This is a genomic window from Curtobacterium sp. MCLR17_054 (assembly GCF_003234335.2).
GTDB lineage: Bacteria > Actinomycetota > Actinomycetes > Actinomycetales > Microbacteriaceae > Curtobacterium > Curtobacterium flaccumfaciens.
In genome coordinates this window covers 2,236,295-2,253,691 of the sequence record NZ_CP126263.1, presented here as the reverse complement: position 1 = coordinate 2,253,691, position 17,397 = coordinate 2,236,295, and the positions used below count along the sequence as shown (strand labels likewise).

The window sequence follows — 17,397 nt, the reverse complement described above, 5'->3', positions numbered from 1 at the left end:
GTCTGGAGACGTTAGGTAAGGCATGCCATACTCGATTCCGTGGCAACCCGGTATCGCGTCTTCTCCGTCCGTGTGGCCGCCGTCACGTCGCTCACCCCGAACTTCGTCCGGGTGACGCTGACGGGCGACGCGCTCGCCGACTTCTCCTCGGTCGGTCTCGACCAGCGGATCAAGATCGTGCTGCCCCTGCCCGGCATCGGCTTCTCCGAACTGCCGGAGCACGAGGACTGGTACGCCGCCTGGCGCGCGCTGCCGGACGACGCCCGCAACCCGCTCCGCACGTACACGGTCCGCTCGTTCCGGCCGGACGCCCGCGAACTCGACATCGACTTCGTCGCGCACGGCGACACCGGTCCGGCGTCGCGCTGGGTGTCGGCCTGCCGCGTCGGTGACGAGCTGCGCATCGTCGGGCCGCGGGTTCCCGAGTCGCCGGAGGACCTGCCGACCGGTGCCGCCGAGTTCGCTCCCGGGCACGCGAACCGGATCCTGCTCGCCGGGGACGAGACCGCCGCACCCGCCATCTGCGCCATCCTCGAAGCCCTCGACGTCTCGACCGTCGGCCACGTCTTCATCGAGGTGCCCACCGACGCCGACCGGCTGCCGGTCACCGCGCCCGCCGGGGTCGAGGTCCGCTGGATCGCCCGCAACGGCGCCACCCACGGGGTCCGGATGACCGACCAGGTGCACGCCTGGGCCTCCACCGTCGCGCCGTCCGCCGCCGTGTGCGAGCCGGCCGCCGAGCTCACCGACGTCGACGTCGACGAGCAGGTGCTGTGGGACGTCCCCGCGCCCGCCGACGAGCGCCCCGTGTACGCGTGGATCGCGGGCGAGGCCGGCTGCGTCAAGGAACTCCGCCGCCACCTGGTGCGCGGCGTCGGCATCGACCGCAAGCAGGTCGCGTTCATGGGCTACTGGCGGCACGGCAAGGCCGAGCACTGATGCCGACCGCGGGCACCGCGCTCGGTCCGGTCCCGACCACCGCGCTGGGGGCCCGTGGGCTGACCCTGGCGTACGACGACCGGGTCGTGGTGGACACGCTCGACGTCGACATCCCCGACGGCGAACTCACGGTCATCGTCGGGCCGAACGCCTGCGGCAAGTCGACGCTGCTGAAGTCCTTCGCCCGCACCCTGAAGCCACGAGCCGGCACGGTCTTCCTCGACGGGGCGCCGATCGACTCGTACCGCCCGAAGGCCGTCGCCCGGCGCGTCGGGATGCTCCCGCAGACCCCGATCGCCCCCGACGGCATCACCGTGCGTGACCTGGTGTCCCGGGGCCGGTTCCCGCACCAGGACCTGCTGCACCCGTCGTCCGGGTCCGACCGGCAGGCCGTGCAGGCCGCACTCGAGCAGACGTCGACGGCGGAACTGGCGGACCGGAGCGTCGACGAGCTCTCCGGCGGGCAGCGGCAGCGGGTGTGGATCGCGATGGTGCTCGCGCAGCAGACCGACATCGTGCTGCTCGACGAGCCGACGACGTTCCTCGACATCGCGCACCAGTACGACGTGCTCGAACTCGCCTCCACGCTGCACGCCGCCGGTCGCACGGTCGTCGCGGTGCTGCACGACCTGAACCAGGCCGCGCGCTACGCCACCCACGTCATCGCGATGCGCGACGGGGCGATCGTCTCGGCGGGCAAGCCGTCGTCGGTGCTCACCGCGGACCTCGTCGAGGACGTCTTCGGCCTGCCGTGCGTCGTGGTCCCCGACCCCGAGACCGGCACGCCCCTCGTGGTGCCGCGGCGGCGCGCGGCCTGACCCACGGGCCGGCTGGCTCCGGGCCGGGCCGAGGTCGCACGATCTGCCGCCTGCCCGGCGTCGGGACGACGGTTCGCGCGACCGCGGCGACGTGGACGCGGCGTGTCGCGCGACTTCGGTCACGTGGCGCCGCCGAGTGGTCACGACTCGTCGTCGGTGGGGCGCCGAGTGGTCACGAACTGTCGGCTGGCGGCGCCGCACGCGACGGTCTGCGACCGCTCGCCGCGCACCCGCCGGGGTGTTGCGACCGGCGGGCGGGCGCGGTGGTCGTGGGGCCCGGCGGCCTGGAGGCTCGGGGCGGCGCCGCCACGCGCCTCCAGGCCGTCGACCGGTCGCGTCTCGTCGCCTGGCCGCCCGCCGCCGAGTGGTCACGACTCGTCGTCGGCCGGGCGCCGAGTGGTCACGAACTGTCGGCTGGCGGCGCCGCAGGCGACGGTCTGCGACCGCTCGCCGCGGGGTAGGCGGGGTGTTGCGACCGACGGAGCCCCGGTCGGCACGCGCGCCGAGGTCGCACGAACCGCCGCCCGACCGGCGTCGGGGCGACAGTTCGCGCGACCACGGCGATGCGCACGCGGCGTGTCGTGCGACCGCAGCACACCCGAGCCGCCCCGCGCCGCACCCGCCCCCGTCAGCGGTAGCCGCCGTCCTCCAGACCGGCCTCGACCTCGAACCGGTTCCGCAGGGGATCCCGCCCGGCGACTGCGTAGAGCAGCGGCATGAGCATCCCGTACCGGCGCCACTGCTCGACGTGCACCCGCTCGTGCCGGAGCACCCGCGGGCCGTCGTTGTCGCGGGTCAGGTACACCGAACCGACGCAGGTGCCGCCGCGCCGGAACACCCAGCGCGGCAGCCCCGTGCAGACCACGAGCCCGTCCTCCACCCGGATCCGCCCGGTCGACAGGGGGACGCCCACGGCGAGCCCGACGGCGGTCGCGAACACCCACCCCGCACGGGACACGGGGGAGTCGAGCAGCGGGTTGCGCACGCTCAGGCCGGGCGGCCGTACGTCTCGAGCAGGCGGAGCCAGATCTCGTTCATCGTCGGGTATGCCGGGACCGCGTGCCACAGGCGGTCGATCGGGACCTCGCCCACGACGGCAACGGTCGCACCGTGCAGCATCTCGGCGACGTCCTGGCCGACGAACGTGACGCCCACGACGACCCCGCGGTCCTCGTCGACGACCATCTTCGCGCGGCCCGTGTAGCCGTCTGCCTGCAGCGAGGACCCGGCGATCGCACCGAGGTCGTACTCGACCGCGCGGACGTTCAGCCCCTGCTCGCGGGCCTTCGCCTCGGTCAGTCCGACGCTCGCGACCTCGGGGTCCGTGAAGGTGACCTGCGGCGAGGCGGCGTGGTCGGCGGTGGCGACGTGGGCACCCCACGGCTCGGTGTGCAGCGGCGTGCCCTGGTACCGGGCTGCGATCGCCTCGCCGGCGGCACGCGCCTGGTACTTGCCCTGGTGCGTGAGCAGGACGCGGTGGTTGACGTCACCCACGGCGTACAGCCAGTCGGTGCCGTGCACGAGCATGGTGTCGTCGACGTCGAGCCAGTCGCCCGCGGTCAGGCCGACGGTCTCGAGCCCGAGGTCACGCGTGTGTGCGGCGCGGCCGGTGGCGGCGAGCACCTCGCTCGTGATGACCGTGGTGCCGTCGTCGAGCTCCGTGGTGACGAGACCGTGCTCGTCGCGGTCGACCCGGACCGGGTTGACGCCGGTGCGGACGTCGACACCGAGTTCGCGCAGGGAGTCGGCGACGAGTTCCCCGGCGAAGGGCTCCATGCCGCCGAGCAGACCGTGCCGGGCGACGAGGGTGACCTTCGCGCCGAGGGAGGCCCACGCGGTCGCGAGCTCCGAGCCGGAGACGCCGCCGCCGATGACGAGCAGGCTCTCGGGGACCTGCTGGGCGCTGGTGCCCTCGCGGGTGCCCCACGGCTTCGCCTCGGCGAGACCGGGCACCGGGGGCAGCGTGTGCAGGGAACCGGTGACGACCGCGACGGCGGCGCGCGCCGTGTGCGTCTCGCCGTCGACGTCGATGGTCTTCGGGCCGGTGATGCGGGCGTGCCCGCGGATCAGGTCGATGCCGGCGGACTCGAGCCACGAGACCTGGCTGTCGTCCTTCCAGTCCGAGGTGAACGAGTTGCGGCGGGCGAGCACGTGGGCAGCGTCGAGCGTGCCGGTCACGGCCTGCTTCGCACCGTCGAGCCGCTTGGCGGCGGCGAGGGCGTGTCCGCTGCGCAGGAGCGCCTTCGAAGGCATGCACGCCCAGTAGGAGCACTCGCCGCCGACGAGCTCGGCCTCCACGATCGCGACCGACAGGTCGCGCTTCCTGGCGTAGTCCGCCACGTTCTCGCCGACAGCGCCGGCTCCGATCACGATGAGGTCGTAGTCCGTCATGCTGCCGAGCGTACGCGGACCGGCAGGGGGTCCGCCGGTCGCGTCGTGCCCGTGGTCAGCCCACCCGGGAGGCGCTGGTCACCGCTCCGACGACGCGCAGGATCACGCCGAGGTCGTCCACCGCCCGGTCCGGGTCGACGGGGGCGAAACCGGTGAGCGCGGCGCCGACGAGGCGGCGGCCGCGCGTCGCGGCCTGGATGCGCTCGACGAGCGCTGCGCCGTCGAGGCCGAACGGGACGGGTTCGAGCAGCCCGTCGACCTCGGACGGGTCGAGGACGTCGAGGTCGACGTGCACGAACACCGACGAGGCACCGGTCCGCTCGACCGCTGCGGCGAGGGCGTCCGGGGTGGCGGCATCGACGTCGAGGTGCACGATCCCGGCCTTGTCGAGGGCGGCCCGTTCGGCGTCCTCGACCCCGCGGACCCCGGCGACGACGACCGAGGCCGCCGGCACCACCGGCAGGCCGGGGAACAGGTCGTCGGGGCGGTCGACCAGCAGGCGCAGGGCGGCGGTCTCGGCGGCGACGGGCTGTGCCCGGTTGAGCGCGCGGTACCCGCTGGACCCGGAGATGCGGACGAACGCGGTGTCCGGTGCGAGGGCAGCGGTCGCGCCGAGGACACTGGCGCCGTCACCGCCGACGACGAGCACCGGTTCGGTGGCGACGGCTGTTTCCTCGGCGACGCGTTCGGCGACGGCGAGCACCGAGGTGTAGCGGGCGACGGCGGTCTCGAGGCGGTCACCCGCTCCGGCCGGGACGTCGACCACGGTGGTGGACGCCCGGGGGAGGTCGGCCGCGATCGCCGACGCACCGTCCCCGAGGCGCATCGCGCGCGACGACGCCGAACCCTGCCACTGACCGACCACGAGGAAGTGCATCGTCTCAGTCTGTCAGCTGGGGTCCGGCGTCGTCAGGGCGTTCGTCAGATGCTCGAGGATCCGCCGGACTTCAGCGCGGCGAGCCGTGCCTCGACCTCGGCGTCCTTGCCGACGTCCTCGAGGCTCTCGAACTGGGCGTCGAGGCTCGACGACTGCAGCTCCTGCTGGCCGAGCACCTTCGCCTCTTCGCGGCGGACCTTCTCCTCGAAGCGGCCGAGGTCGCTCGTCGGGTCGAGCACGTCGATGTTGCCGAGGGCGTCGTTGACGCGGGACTGCGCCTCGGCGGTCTTCGAGCGGGCGACGAGGTTGTCCCGCTTCGCGCGGAGCTGCTCGAGCTTCTGCTCCATGCCGGCGAGACCGGTCTTGAGCTTCTCGACGGCCTCGTTCTGCGACGCCAGGTTTGGCTCCGCGTCCTTGACCTCCTGCTCGGCGGCGATCTGCTTGCCGATCGCGATCTTGGCGAGGTTGTCGAACTTGTCCGCCTCGGCCGACTTGCCCTCGGAGCGGTACTTGTCGGCTGCGGTGGAGGCGTTGGCTGCCTTCTGGCCCCACTCGACCGCGGCCTTCTTGTCCTCTTCGTGGTCCTGCTCGAGCAGGCGCACGTTGCCGATGGTCTGCGCGATCGCGGTCTTCGCGTCCGCGATGTTGTTCGTGTAGTCGCGGACGAGCTGGTCCAGCATCTTCTGCGGGTCCTCGGCGTCGTCGATGATCTGGTTGATGTTCGCGCGCACGAGGGTGGAGATGCGTCCGAAGATGGTCTGCTTGGCCATTGCTGTTCCCTTTCGTGGAAGTCCTGTGGACGGTGTTGTCGGGTCGTGTCTGGTTCTGGGTGCCGGGGGAGTGCGTCGGGTCAGAAGCGGCCGCCGCCGGAGAAGCCGCCGCCGCCCCCACCGCCGCCTCCGCCGAATCCGCCACCGCCGCTGAATCCCCCGCCGCCGCCGAAGCCGCCGCCCCCGAAGGAACCGCCGCCGTAGCTGCCGCCGCGTCCGCCGAGCAGGCCGCCGAGGACGAGTCCGGTGACGAGGCCGCCGAGCTGGGCGCCGCCTCCGCCACCGCCCTGGCCGCCGCCCCAGCCGCCGAGGTCGTCGTTGGCGGCGTCCATCGCGGCGGCCGCGTACTGCTCGGCCGCGCGGGCGGCGTTGAGTGCCTGGCCCGGGTTGCTCGGGGCGAGCTCGACGGCGTCGTCGTAGGCGCGCTGGGCCTCGGACAGCCGGGTCCGGGCGGTCGGGCCGATGCCGCCGCGGTGCAGGGAGACGTAGTCGCGGGCCTGGCTGATCCGGTTCCGGGCATCGCGCAGGGCCGCGTCGAGCGCCTGGGTGGCCCGCTGGCGCTGTTCCTCGGCACCCCGCGCCGTGGCGATGGCCTGGTCGATCTCGGTGTTCGCCCGGGTCAGCGCGTCGACGGCCGCCACCGGGTCCTTCGGGTCGAGCCCCTGGCGGAGCACGGCCTCGGCGCGGGTGACCGCCGCGGCGAGGTCCGGCCCGCCCGAGCGCAGGCTGCGGGCGGCGGCGACGTCGCCCTGGATGTCGATGCGCATCGCCTCGGCGCGGGCGGTGGCCTCGTCGAAGGACTGCTCGGCGGCGAGTGCGCCGTCGGTGAGCTGCTGCACCTGTGCGAGGGCGTGCTGGGCGTCGCGCACGGCGACGACCGCCTCGCCCTTGTCGCCGGCCGCGATCGACGCGGTGGCGGCGTTCGAGCGTTCGGTGGCGAAGGCGAGCACCTTGTGGGCCTGGTCGACGTTGTTCGCCACGGTCGCGAGGGTGCGGCCGGTGTAGCGGGCGCGGACACGGTCGAGCGCAGCGGCGGCGGCCCCGACCGATGCCGGTGCGGCGGCCACGGCCTGGGCGAGCGATGCGGCCGCGTCCTCGATGCCGTCCTCGAGCGAGCGGAGCTGGTCGAACGCCTCGGTCTGCTCCTCGATCGCGGCGTGCGCACGTTCACAGATCACGATGATCTGGTTCGCCCACTCGGCGCGCTGCTGCGGGGTGTCGGGGATCTCGTCGTCGAGCTGCTGCCGGATCGTGAAGGCCTTGCGGACCTCGCGCTGGGCGGCCTGCACGGCGTCGGCGAAGGGCTTGGCGGCGTCGGGGCCGAACTGCGCGCTCGCGAACCCGACCTCTTGCTCGGCGGTGCGGAGTTCGTCGTCGATGGTGACCAGGGCGCCGCCGGCGGTGCGTTCGAGGTCGGCGAGCGAGGCTTCCTGCGCCTTGGTCGCCGCGGCGGTGCGGCGCTTGTTGCGGGTCCGGATGACCAGGACCACGACGACGAGCCCGACGACCACGACGAGCAGCAGGATCCACAGCCAGGTCAGGTCCACCGGGGCCTGCGACTGGGTCAGCCCGTCGGCGAAGGCCACGGCGGCGCCGGACCAGTCATCCTGCTTGAGCCGGGGCAGCAGCGAATCGTCGACGGCGTTCTGCACGTCGGACTCCGAGATCGCGGTCTCGTTCGTCTGCTGGACGTCGTAGTTGCGCTCGGTGACCGCGACCGAGAGCAGGATGCCGTCGCTGTCGATCTGGTTCTGCTCGAGCACCGCCCGACCCCACTCGGTGTGGTCGGTGGGATCGGTGAAGGACGGCACGAACACGACGTACAGCTGCGTCTGCGTCTCGGAGTACAGGTCCTGCACGGCCTGCTCGACCTTCGACTGCTGGGATGCGGTCAGCGCGTCGGCCTCGTCGAGGACGTACGCGCCGCCCAGATTGACGGGCGCCGTCGCGTGGGCGGTCGCTGCCGGAGCCAGAACGATCAGCATCGCGACGAGGGCGGCCGTCACACGGCTCCACAGCCGCGTTGTCCCCCTGTGCCCGCTCGATCCGTCCGTGCCCGATCCGTGCTGGACCGCTCGCATCCGTCCTCCGTCCGTCGCCGGCCGGTACCCCGTGGCACCGCACCGGACCGCGCCACGAGTGCGCTGTCGCCCGGAGTCTATCCAGGCCACGCAGGGGCACCGCCAGACTCTGGGGGAACGCTCCGGACCGTGCTTCCTGTGGACGTCTTGTCCCCCGTACCGGGGTATGCTGGCGCCACTGTTCGAGGATGAACGGAAGGGGAAGAACGATGGAACGCACCACGAGCACCGAGGTCGTCCCGCTCGAGGACGGCTACCACCGGGTGTCGACTCCGGCGACGGGTGTGATCGGTTTCGTGCGCGAGCACGACGGCCGCTACGAGGTCCTGCGCGGACGAGTTCGCCAGGCGACCCGCTCCGAGGGGCAGTACAGCACCATGAACGTCGCGCTCATCGCGCTGACGCACGCCTGATCCGCTCTGGGCGCGACCACACGACCAAAGGGCACTGCCCCGGTCGGTGGGTCGCGCCTCCAGACCGTCACGGTGACGCTCCGGACGCCGGCTGCTGACCGCGCGGACGACCGGGAGGCCCTGGTCGCGGCCGTCGCGTCGGCGACCGGCGTCGAACCGGTCGCCGTGCACGCGGGGCGCGTCTGTCCACACTGCGCGGGGACCGACCACGGTCGTCCGTGGGCGACCGTCGCGGGCGTCTCGGTCGGCGTGAGCCTGTCGCGCGCACCGGGCGTCGTCGCCCTCGCGGTCGGACCGTCGGCACTCGGCGTCGACGTCGAACGGGTCTCGCGGGTCGCCGCTGCGCCGCTCGACGCCTTCACCTCGGTGGAGCTGCTCCGGGCTGACGGAGACCCGGCGCTCCTCGCGGCAGCGTGGGCGGCGAAGGAAGCGGTGCTGAAACGCGACGGACGCGGGCTGCGCGTCGACCCGCTCGCGGTGGAGGTCGACGTGGCCGCCGGTACCGCCCGGTTCGAGGGTGTCGAACAACCGCTCACCGTGCTGTACCCCGCGCCAGATGTGGTGCTCGTCGTTGCGGCGGGTGGCCTGCCCGTCGAGGTCGTCGGGGCGGTCAGCGGGGGAGCGTGAGCACCTCGGCGCCGTCCTGGGTGATCGCGATGGTGTGCTCGGTGTGGGCGGTCCGTGCTCCCGTGGCACTCCGCAGGGTCCACCCGTCGGCGTCGGTGACCAGGACGTCGGTGTCCGCCATCACCCACGGTTCGAGCGCGAGCAGGAGCCCGGGCCGGAGCGTGTAGCCGCGACCGGGGCGCCCGGTGTTCGACACGTGCGGGTCCTGGTGCATGGTCGAGCCGATGCCGTGCCCGCCGAACTCGACGTTCACCGGGTAGCCCGCGGCCTCGAGCACGGTGCCGATCGCGTGGGACAGGTCCCCGATGCGGGCGCCCGGTCCGGCGGCGGCGATGCCCGCGGCCAGCGCGCGTTCGGTGGCGTCGATGAGTGCGAGGTCCTCGGGGTGTGCGGTACCGACGACGAAGCTGATCGCGGCGTCGGCGGCGATGCCGTCCAGGGACACCGCGAGGTCGAGGGTCAGCAGGTCGCCGTCCTGCAGCACCTGGTCGTGCGGCAGCCCGTGCAGGACGGCGTCGTTCACGGCCGTGCAGATGTGGTGGCCGAACGGGCCCCGGCCGAACGAGGGTGCGTAGTCGACGTAGCAGGAGTCGGCACCGGCGGCCTCGATCATCTGCTTCGCCCACCGGTCGATCTCGAGCAGGTTCGTGCCGACGCGGGTGCGTTCGCGCAGGGTCTGCAGGATCGTGCCGACGAGGGCTCCGGTGGCGCGGCCCTTGTCGACCTCGGCGGGGGTCAGGATCTCGATCACGCCGATGATCATACCGGTATTACTATGTGGTCATGGTCCGTCTCCCACTCCGTCCCGACGAGGTCGCACGCGGTCGTCGCCTCGGTGCGCTGCTCCGTCGTGCCCGTGGTCCGCGGTCGATCGTGGACACCGCCCTGGCCGCGGGGATCTCGCCGGAGACGCTCCGGAAGATCGAGACCGGTCGGATCGCGACGCCGGCGTTCTCAACCATCGCGTCGGTCGCGGGCGTGGTCGGGCTGTCGCTCGACGCGGTGTGGTCCGAGGTCAGCTGCGACCCGGCGGACGGCGAGCTGGCGGGCTAGCCGGCGCGGCGGCGGAGCCTGCAGATCGACGCGCCGGCGGAGGCTGCTAGCCAGCGGGCAGTGCCGGCACCGACGCCTCGTCGATCCAGGGCCCGGTCACCGCACCGACGTCCGCGACCGAGCGGCCGGCGGCGTCCGCGAACGCACGGAGCACGTCGGGCACGGTCACGGATCCGTGCCGGTGCCGCTCGGTGATGCTCCGCAGCCCGGTGAAGAAGGCGTCGTCGCCGAACGTGCGGCGGACGGCGTGCAGGGCGAGGGCACCGCGCTTGTAGACGCGGTCGTCGAACATGTCCTTCGCACCCGGGTCACCGATCACCAGGTCCTCCGGCTGCTCGAGCAGTCCCTGCCGGTACCGCTCTGCCAGCTGGTCGGCGGTGTCGTCCCCGCGGTCCTCGGACCACAGCCACTCGGCGTAGCAGGCGAACCCCTCGTGCAGCCAGATGTCCTGCCACCGGGTGACCGTGACGGAGTTGCCGAACCACTGGTGGGCGAGCTCGTGGGCGATGAGGCGGTCGGTGCCGTGTTCGCCATCGACGTGGTTCCGGCCGAACACCGCCAGGCCGTGGGCCTCGAGCGGGATCTCCAGGTCGTCGTCGGTGACCACGACGCCGTACGCCGCGAACGGGTACGGGCCGAACCGGTCACCGAACAGCGCGAGCATCTCCGGCACCTGGCCGAAGTCGGTCTTCGCGGCGGCGGCGAGGTCGGCGGGGTGGTGCAGCGTGACGGAAATCCCGCTCGTGCGCAGCTTCGTGGTGCGGTAGCGGCCGATCTGCACGGTCGCCAGGTAGGTCGCCATCGGCTCGGTGGTGGCGTAGGTCCAGCGGGTGCCGACGCGGTCGCGCTCCTTGGCGAGCAGCTCCCCGTTCGCCAGGACGTCGTACGCCGCCTCGGCCGCGATCTCGATCCGGTAGGTGGCCTTGTCGTCGGGGCGGTCGTTGCACGGGAACCACGACGGCGCTCCCGTGGGCTGCGCGGCGACGATGACGCCGTCGGACAGTTCCTCCCAGCCGAGCTGCCCCCACGCACTCCGGACGGGGTGCGGGGTGCCGCGGTACCGCAGGTGCACGCTGAACACGGTGTCGGCGGCGATGGGGTCGGCCGGGGTGACCGTCACCTTGTGCGTCGCGGTCGAGACCTTCTTCGCCCGGCGTCCGTCGACGTCGACCCGGTCGACCGTGAGCCCGTGCAGGTCGATCACGACCTTCTCGAGCGGCTCGAGGGCACGCGCGGTGATCGTGGCGGTGCCGTCCAGGCGGTTCGTGGCGACGCGGTAGTCGAGACGGAGCTCGTAGTGCTCGGCGCTCCACCGTCGGTCGCCGCTGTGCGGGGTGTACGGGTCTGCGGCGGGATCGGAGGGCACGGGGACAGTCAACCTCATGGCGCCGGTGGGGCGGTCACCGAGGGTGCTGCCGATGTCCACGGAGCGATCGGGTTGCCGGACCAGCGGGAGCCCGTCGGCACCTGCTCACCGCGCATCACGAGCGAGGACGGCCCGACGGTCGCCCCGGCACCGATGCCGGCCGCCGGAAGGACCACGCTGTGCGGCCCGAGCGTCGCACCCGCGTCGATCCGGACGGTGTCGAGCTGCATCACGCGGTCGTGGAACAGGTGGGTCTGCACGACCGTGCCCCGCGCCACCGACGCCCCGGAGCCGATGGTGACCAGGTCGGCCTCGGGCAGCCAGTACGTCTCGAGCCAGGTGCCGCGGCCGATCGTCGCACCGAGGCTCCGCAGCCAGACGGCCAGCGCGGGGGTGCCGGTTGCCTGCTCGGCGAACCAGGGGCGCGCGACGGTCTCGACGAAGGTGTCCTGCACCTCGTTGCGCCACACGAACGACGACCACAGCGGGTGCTCCCGGGCGGTGATCCGGCCGACGAACGCCCACTTCGCGATCGTCGAAACGACGGCGGCGACGGCACCGGCGGCGATGAGCACCGGTCCGGCGAGCAGCACCGTCCACCCGATCCCGACGGCCGACCAGAGCGCCAGCAGTGCTCCGGCCACGCCGAGCGCGATGGCGGCGGAGACCATCGGGGCGACCAGGCGCAGCAGCTCCCAGCAGCCGCGGGCGACCTTGAGCCGCCGGGACGGACGGAACGTGCGCGCCTCGTCGAACTCCGTCGCCGCGCGCCGCAGCCGCACCGGGGGCGACCCGAGCCACGACGACCCGCGCTTGGCCTTCTTCGGCACCGCGGACAGCACCGCCACCAGGGCCTCGCGCGGCACCGAGCGCCCGGCCCCCGTCATGCCGCTGTTGCCGAGGAATGCCCGACGGCCGACCTTCGAGCGACCGATCCGCACCCGACCGCCGCCGAGCTCGTACGTCGCCACCATCGTGTCGTCGGCCAGGAACGCCCCCGACGCGATCTGCGTCAGCGCCGGGATGAGCAGCACCGTCGAGATCTCGGTGTCCCGCCCGACGCGCGCGCCGAGCAGCCGCAGCCACACCGGCGTCACGAGTGAGGCGTACAGCGGGAACAGCAGGGTGCGCGCGGCGTCGAGCACCCGCTCGGTCGACCACACCTGCCAGCCGATCCGGGAGCGCACCGGGTGCCGTCCCTCGTGCAGGCCGATGCCGAGCAGCCGCACCGCGACCACCACCAGCAGCGCGTACACCGCACCGGCGACGACCGTCGCCAGGGGGACCGTCACCAGCGCACGGAGCACCGCGTCGCCCAGGGTCGACGCCCGCCCGACCAGGGCGAGGGCGACCAGCAGTCCGACCGCGACACCGACCACCGGCAACCCGGCCACGGCCAGGGACCCGGCCCCGTACGCGAGCAGCCAGCGTCGTCGGGTCGCGGGGCGGGCCTCCCGGTCGTCACGAGCCGACCCGGTGCGCTCCGCCGGTGCCCCTGCCCAGCGTTCGCCCGCGGGCACCGGGCCGCCGACGGCGGAACCCGCCGTGATCTCGGCACCCGCACCGACGTGCGCCCCCGGCAGCAGCGTCGTCCGGCTGCGCACCACGGCGTCCTCGTCGACGCGGACGTGCCCCAGGTGGAACACGTCGCCGTCGAGCCAGTGCCCGGCCAGGTCGACCTCGGGCTCGATCGAGGCACGCTTGCCGATCGTGAGCATCCCGGTCACCGGCGGCAGCGTGTGCAGGTCGACGTCCCTGCCGATCCGCGCGCCGAGTGCCCGGGCGTAGTAGCTGATCCACGGGGCGCCCGCCGTCGAGGGGCCGTCGACCGCCTCGGCGATGCGCTCGGCCAGCCAGACCCGCAGGTGCACCGAACCGCCACGGGGGTACGACCCCGGCCGGACCCCGGCGAGCAGCAGCCGCGCCAGCACCACCGTCAGCGCCATCTTGCCGATCGGCGTCACGAACACCAGGAGCGCCAGCACCAGCACCGGCCAGGGCAGCACCGGCAGGAACGGCAGCGTCGTCGCGTGCAGCACCGCGGCCACCAGGGCCGTCCACGTCAGCACCCGCAACCCCCGGAGTACCTGCACCGGCAGCCCGAGCAGCGTCATCAGCAACCCCGTCGCCGGGGGCACAGGCGTGACGTCACGCGACGACGCCTCGACCGGGCCGGACTCGTCCAGCGCCGCCGCCAACGCCCCGATCCGCGGGTGGTCGTACACGTCCGCCACCGTCGTCGTCGGGAACCGCTCCCGGATGGCCGATACCAGCTGCGCCGCCGTCAGCGACCCACCGCCGTGCGCGAAGAAGTCGTCGTCGACGCTCGCCACCGGCACCCCCAGGATCGCCGACCACCGCTCGGCGATCCACGCCACCGTGTCCGGCAGCATCGCCGCGTCCGAGGCACCGGGCAACGGCCACGGCAGCGCCGCGCGGTCGACCTTGCCCGACGTCCGCGTCGGCAGCGACTCCACCACGGCCACCAACGGCACCAGCGCCGCCGGCAGCTCCTGCCGCAACCGGGCATTCGCCGCAGCCACGTCCACCGTCGCCCCGGCCACCGGAGCCACGTACCCGACCAGCACCTGGTTGCCCGCCGGGGTCCGCTGCACCACCGCGGCCCCACCCGCCACGTCGTCCAGGGCCTGCAGCGCCGCATCGATCTCCCCGAGTTCGATCCGCCGGCCGCCGAGCTTCACCTGGTCGTCCGCACGCCCCTGGAACACCAGCCCCTCGGGCTCGTACCGCACCAGGTCCCCGCTCCGGTACGCCCGCTCCCACCCGAGCTCCGGGAACGGCGCGTACTTCTCCGCGTCCTTCGCCGGGTCCAGGTACCGCCCCAGCCCGACGCCACCGATCACGAGCTCCCCGACGCCGCCCGGCTCCACCCGCTGCCCGGCACCGTCCACCACGGCCAGGTCCCACCCGTCCAGCGGCAACCCGATCCGGATCGGCTGGCTCCCGTCGAGCAGGGACCCGCACGCCACCACCGTCGCCTCGGTCGGCCCGTACGTGTTCCACACCTCACGGTCATGGCTCGCGATGCGCGCCGCCAGCTCCGGCGGGCACGCCTCACCACCGAAGATCACCAGCCGCACCTGCTCCAGCGCATCGTCCGGCCACAACGCCGCCAGCGTCGGCACCGTCGACACCACCGTGATCGTGTGCGCGATGAGCCACGGCCCCAGGTCCACCCCCGTCCGCACCAACGACCGGGGCGCCGGCACCAGCGCGGCGCCGTGCCCCCACGCCAACCACATCTCCTCGCACGACGCGTCGAACGCCACGCTCAGCCCCGCCAGCACCCGGTCACCCGGACCGATCGGCGCCGCCTGCAGGAACATCCGCGCCTCGGCGTCCACGAACGCCGCTGCACTGCGGTGGGTGACCGCCACACCCTTCGGCACCCCGGTCGACCCGGACGTGAAGATGATCCACGCGTCGTCGGTCTCACGGGGGAGTTCGGCGCTCGCCGCAGGGTCCGTCACCGGCAGCTCCGTGCCGTCGCGGTCGCGCAGGACACCGCCCGCGCCGATCACCCCGACGACACCGGCCTCGCCGAACACCAGGGTGGCGCGCTCCTCGGGGTCGTCGGCGTCGACCGGCACGTACGCGGCTCCGGCGGCGAGCACGGCGAGGATCGACAGGTACAGGTCACGCCCGCCGGAGGGGATCCGCACCCCGACCCGGTCGCCCCGTCGGACACCGCGGCGGGCCAGGTCGTCGGCCTGCGCGCGCACGAGGTCGAGCAGGGCGGTGTAGTCGACGCTGCCGGCGGGGTCCTCGAGCGCGGTCGCGTCCGGGTGGGTCGCCGCGGTCGCCACCAGGACGTCGAACAGGGTCCGTGGGGCGGGTGCGTCGCCGCCGCGGGCGAGTTCGAGCTGCGCGTTCCCGGTGCCGATGGTCATCGAGGCCTCTTCCCGGTCGTGTGCGGGACGACCGGCCCGTGATCCTAGAGGGTCGAGGTGTCCTGCTCGGGAACGGACGGTGCCGCACCGGTCGGGCCGAGCGCCGCACCGGTCGGGCCGATCGCCGCACCGGTCGGGCCGATCGCCGCACGGGCCGCGTCGAGCGCCGTCGCGATCCCGATCGAGTCGTCCAGCGAGTGCACCGGGGACTCCGTGCGATCGTCCGCCACGTACTGCGCCAGCGCCGCCGCCTGCCACACGAGTCCCTGACGACCCCGCAGCCCCGTCGGCTCCGCCCAGTGGTCCTCCCCACTCCGGTGGTGCACCGCGAACGACGCCGGGAACACGAAGTGGTCGGTGTAGCGGACCGTGGCCCGGCTCCCGGCGATCACCGCCAGCCCCGGCGTCCACGCCGTCATCGACGTGGCCACCACCGCCTGCGCGCCACGCTCCGCCGTCGACACCGTGACGGACTGGAGGTCCACCCCGCGATCCGAGACTGCCCCCGTCGTGCTGCTGGTCACCGGGGCGCCGGTGGCGAACCGTGCGAACCAGTGCCCGTAGACGCCGGCGTCGAGGAGGGCACCCCCACCTGCGGCGGGGTCGAACATCCGGTCCGCCGGGTCCGGGTCGTGCGGCCACCCGACGTCGACCGTCGCGAGGCGGACGTCGCCGAGGACCCCGTCCGCGAGCAGACGGGCGATGACCGTGGTGCCCGGCAGGTACCGGGTCCACATCGCCTCCATCGCGAGGACGCCCGCGGCCCGTGCGGCGTCGGCGAGGGTGCGGGTATCCGCTGCCGAGGTCGTCATCGGCTTCTCGACGAGCACGTGCTTGCCGGCGGCGATCGCGAGCAGCGCGTGCCCGAGGTGCTGCGGGTGCGGCGAGGCGACGTAGACCACGTCGACGGACGGGTCCGCCACGAGGGCCTCGTACGACCCGTGCACACCGGGCACGCCGTGGCGGGCGGCGAAGGCCGCAGCACGCTCGGGGGAGCGGGACCCCACGGCGACCACGCGCTGGTCGGAGTTCGCGTGCAGCGTCGCCGTGAAGTCGTTCGCGATCTCCCCGGGGCCGATCACACCCCACCGGAGCACGGGGCCGCCCCGCAGCGCGTGGACTCCGGGCACCGGGAACGTCATCGTCATGCCGGAACGCTACCGGGCTGACCCGGGCACGGGCGCGGACGCGTGGTGTGATGCCCCGGAACCGAACCGCATCGAGTCATCCGACCCAATCGCCCCGTGAGACCGTCGATGAGAATCGGATTCCACGAACCGCCGCAGGTCGCGGCGTCGGGAACCCGAGGAAGGTCGTCACCGATGCCCACCCAGCCACCTCCCCACATCGACCGCGACGTGCGGTACTCGGACCAGCACGACGCCCTGGTCCTCGACGTCCACCGTCCGGCCCCCGGATCGCCCCCGAGCACCGGCGCCGTCGTGCTCGTGCACGGGGGCGGCTGGTTCCGCGGGGACAAGTCCAAGGAGGACGGCCTGTCCGCCCGACTCGTCGACGCCGGGTACACGGTCTTCGTCCCGAACTACCGGCTGGCACCGACGGACGTGTTCCCCGCGAGCAGGGACGACGTGCTCACCGCCTACGAGTGGGCGCTGCAGTCCGACATCCCCTTCGACCGGAGCAAGGTCGCCTTCTTCGGCGGGTCCGCCGGCGGGAACCTCGCCGTCGAGGGCGGCATCGCGACCGGCCGTCCCTCCGTGAGCTGGTCCGGGATCTTCGGCCTCGCCGAGATCATCCGGGCGACGGACGGCACGGTCTCCGCGGCGCCGACGACGCAGGACCTCGACGCGATGCGGAGCGCCGACATCGACCAGACCGGGCGGGACGACCCGTTCCTCCGCTGGGTGATCCTGCAGGAGGTCGGCGGCGACCGGTCGGCGCTCGCCGCGGCGTCCACGATCGAGCACGTGACGGCGTCGACGGGCCCCGTCTACCTCGCCAACTCGCTGGACGAGTGGGTCCCGCGGTCGGACCCGATCGCCCTGCAGGCCGCGCTCGCCGCGGTCGGCGTCCCGAACACGCTGCAGCTGATCCCCGGTCTCCGGCACGCCGAGGGCTACACCGACCACGCGCTGCCCGGATCGCTCACATTCCTCGCGCAGACGCTCGGGGTCGAGCACCGCTGAGCGG

Annotated in this window: 15 protein-coding genes; 6 read left to right on the top strand and 9 right to left on the bottom strand. The window is 73.5% G+C overall.

Annotated elements, in window-relative coordinates; genetic code table 11:
- The first annotated feature begins 39 nt into the window (after nt 1–39).
- Both DEJ08_RS10720 and DEJ08_RS10715 read left to right on the top strand, forming a co-directional pair.
- Complete coding sequence (locus tag DEJ08_RS10720; RefSeq protein ID WP_258367007.1) at nt 40–939, top strand: siderophore-interacting protein; 900 nt, start codon at nt 40–42, stop codon at nt 937–939.
- Nucleotides 939–1,757, top strand: a complete 819-nt coding sequence (locus DEJ08_RS10715; RefSeq protein WP_111053997.1) for an ABC transporter ATP-binding protein — start codon at nt 939–941, stop codon at nt 1,755–1,757. Before DEJ08_RS10720 ends, DEJ08_RS10715 begins: the two co-directional genes overlap by 1 nt.
- Nucleotides 1,758–2,385: 628 nt before the next feature.
- Here the strand turns inward: DEJ08_RS10715 and DEJ08_RS10710 are convergent.
- From DEJ08_RS10710 to DEJ08_RS10690, 5 genes are all read right to left on the bottom strand, one after another.
- A complete protein-coding gene (locus tag DEJ08_RS10710; protein WP_175330772.1) occupies nt 2,386–2,742 on the bottom strand; it encodes a Fe-S oxidoreductase in 357 nt (118 codons plus the stop codon).
- Nucleotides 2,743–2,744: 2 nt separating this feature from the next.
- The gene (locus DEJ08_RS10705) at nt 2,745–4,148 is read right to left on the bottom strand and encodes a dihydrolipoyl dehydrogenase family protein (RefSeq protein WP_027465800.1); all 1,404 of its coding nucleotides are present in this window, start codon (nt 4,146–4,148) and stop codon (nt 2,745–2,747) included.
- Between the two features lie 55 nt (nt 4,149–4,203).
- Nucleotides 4,204–5,025, bottom strand: coding sequence for an arginase family protein (locus DEJ08_RS10700; protein WP_111053995.1), 822 nt, complete (start codon nt 5,023–5,025; stop codon nt 4,204–4,206).
- Between the two features lie 44 nt (nt 5,026–5,069).
- Nucleotides 5,070–5,795 carry a PspA/IM30 family protein gene (locus DEJ08_RS10695; protein ID WP_017885772.1) on the bottom strand — a complete coding sequence of 242 codons (726 nt, stop codon included), beginning with the start codon at nt 5,793–5,795 and terminating at the stop codon, nt 5,070–5,072.
- Nucleotides 5,796–5,875: 80 nt separating this feature from the next.
- Nucleotides 5,876–7,780: a TPM domain-containing protein gene (locus DEJ08_RS10690; RefSeq protein WP_284180461.1), complete on the bottom strand. Its 1,905-nt coding sequence runs from the start codon at nt 7,778–7,780 to the stop codon at nt 5,876–5,878.
- Nucleotides 7,781–8,085: 305 nt separating this feature from the next.
- On the opposite strand from DEJ08_RS10690, the gene DEJ08_RS10685 reads away from it, so the two are divergent.
- On the top strand, nt 8,086–8,289 hold the full coding sequence (locus tag DEJ08_RS10685; RefSeq protein ID WP_017885770.1) for a hypothetical protein: 204 nt from the start codon (nt 8,086–8,088) through the stop codon (nt 8,287–8,289).
- A gap of 72 nt (nt 8,290–8,361) precedes the next feature.
- Nucleotides 8,362–8,916 (top strand): 4'-phosphopantetheinyl transferase superfamily protein, encoded by a 555-nt coding sequence (locus DEJ08_RS10680; RefSeq protein ID WP_181438935.1) that lies wholly within the window; start codon nt 8,362–8,364, stop codon nt 8,914–8,916.
- Here the strand turns inward: DEJ08_RS10680 and map are convergent.
- Complete coding sequence (map, locus tag DEJ08_RS10675; RefSeq protein ID WP_111054032.1) at nt 8,900–9,667, bottom strand: type I methionyl aminopeptidase; 768 nt, start codon at nt 9,665–9,667, stop codon at nt 8,900–8,902. The two genes, DEJ08_RS10680 and map, sit on opposite strands and share 17 nt — an antisense overlap.
- Nucleotides 9,668–9,699: 32 nt before the next feature.
- Between map and DEJ08_RS10670 the strand changes: the two genes are divergently transcribed.
- A complete protein-coding gene (locus tag DEJ08_RS10670) occupies nt 9,700–9,969 on the top strand; it encodes a helix-turn-helix domain-containing protein (protein ID WP_027465796.1) in 270 nt (89 codons plus the stop codon).
- A 46-nt stretch (nt 9,970–10,015) separates the two neighbouring features.
- On the opposite strand, the gene DEJ08_RS10665 is transcribed toward DEJ08_RS10670, so the two are convergent.
- Genes DEJ08_RS10665 through DEJ08_RS10655 form a run of 3 tightly spaced genes read right to left on the bottom strand, consistent with a single transcriptional unit; the run spans nt 10,016 to nt 16,394 of the window.
- On the bottom strand, nt 10,016–11,335 hold the full coding sequence (locus tag DEJ08_RS10665; RefSeq protein WP_258367006.1) for a M1 family metallopeptidase: 1,320 nt from the start codon (nt 11,333–11,335) through the stop codon (nt 10,016–10,018).
- Between the two features lie 14 nt (nt 11,336–11,349).
- Nucleotides 11,350–15,246 (bottom strand): Pls/PosA family non-ribosomal peptide synthetase, encoded by a 3,897-nt coding sequence (locus DEJ08_RS10660; RefSeq protein ID WP_111053991.1) that lies wholly within the window; start codon nt 15,244–15,246, stop codon nt 11,350–11,352.
- A 44-nt stretch (nt 15,247–15,290) separates the two neighbouring features.
- Nucleotides 15,291–16,394 carry a Gfo/Idh/MocA family protein gene (locus DEJ08_RS10655; protein ID WP_258367005.1) on the bottom strand — a complete coding sequence of 368 codons (1,104 nt, stop codon included), beginning with the start codon at nt 16,392–16,394 and terminating at the stop codon, nt 15,291–15,293.
- A gap of 174 nt (nt 16,395–16,568) precedes the next feature.
- Here DEJ08_RS10655 and DEJ08_RS10650 point away from each other — a divergent pair, with 174 nt between their 5' ends.
- Nucleotides 16,569–17,393, top strand: a complete 825-nt coding sequence (locus DEJ08_RS10650) for an alpha/beta hydrolase (protein ID WP_181438934.1) — start codon at nt 16,569–16,571, stop codon at nt 17,391–17,393.
- Nucleotides 17,394–17,397 lie beyond the last annotated feature (4 nt).

What these genes read in the sequence shown, in the direction of transcription:
- DEJ08_RS10715 (WP_111053997.1), top strand. Translation starts at nt 939, where the DNA reads ATGCCGACCGCGGGCACCGCGCTCGGTCCGGTCCCGACCACCGCGCTG.
- DEJ08_RS10705 (WP_027465800.1), bottom strand. Translation starts at nt 4,148, where the DNA reads ATGACGGACTACGACCTCATCGTGATCGGAGCCGGCGCTGTCGGCGAG.
- DEJ08_RS10700 (WP_111053995.1), bottom strand. Translation starts at nt 5,025, where the DNA reads ATGCACTTCCTCGTGGTCGGTCAGTGGCAGGGTTCGGCGTCGTCGCGC.
- DEJ08_RS10695 (WP_017885772.1), bottom strand. Translation starts at nt 5,795, where the DNA reads ATGGCCAAGCAGACCATCTTCGGACGCATCTCCACCCTCGTGCGCGCG.
- DEJ08_RS10690 (WP_284180461.1), bottom strand. Translation starts at nt 7,780, where the DNA reads ATGCTGATCGTTCTGGCTCCGGCAGCGACCGCCCACGCGACGGCGCCC.
- DEJ08_RS10685 (WP_017885770.1), top strand. Translation starts at nt 8,086, where the DNA reads ATGGAACGCACCACGAGCACCGAGGTCGTCCCGCTCGAGGACGGCTAC.
- DEJ08_RS10670 (WP_027465796.1), top strand. Translation starts at nt 9,700, where the DNA reads ATGGTCCGTCTCCCACTCCGTCCCGACGAGGTCGCACGCGGTCGTCGC.
- DEJ08_RS10660 (WP_111053991.1), bottom strand. Translation starts at nt 15,246, where the DNA reads ATGACCATCGGCACCGGGAACGCGCAGCTCGAACTCGCCCGCGGCGGC.
- DEJ08_RS10655 (WP_258367005.1), bottom strand. Translation starts at nt 16,394, where the DNA reads ATGACGATGACGTTCCCGGTGCCCGGAGTCCACGCGCTGCGGGGCGGC.
- DEJ08_RS10650 (WP_181438934.1), top strand. Translation starts at nt 16,569, where the DNA reads ATGCCCACCCAGCCACCTCCCCACATCGACCGCGACGTGCGGTACTCG.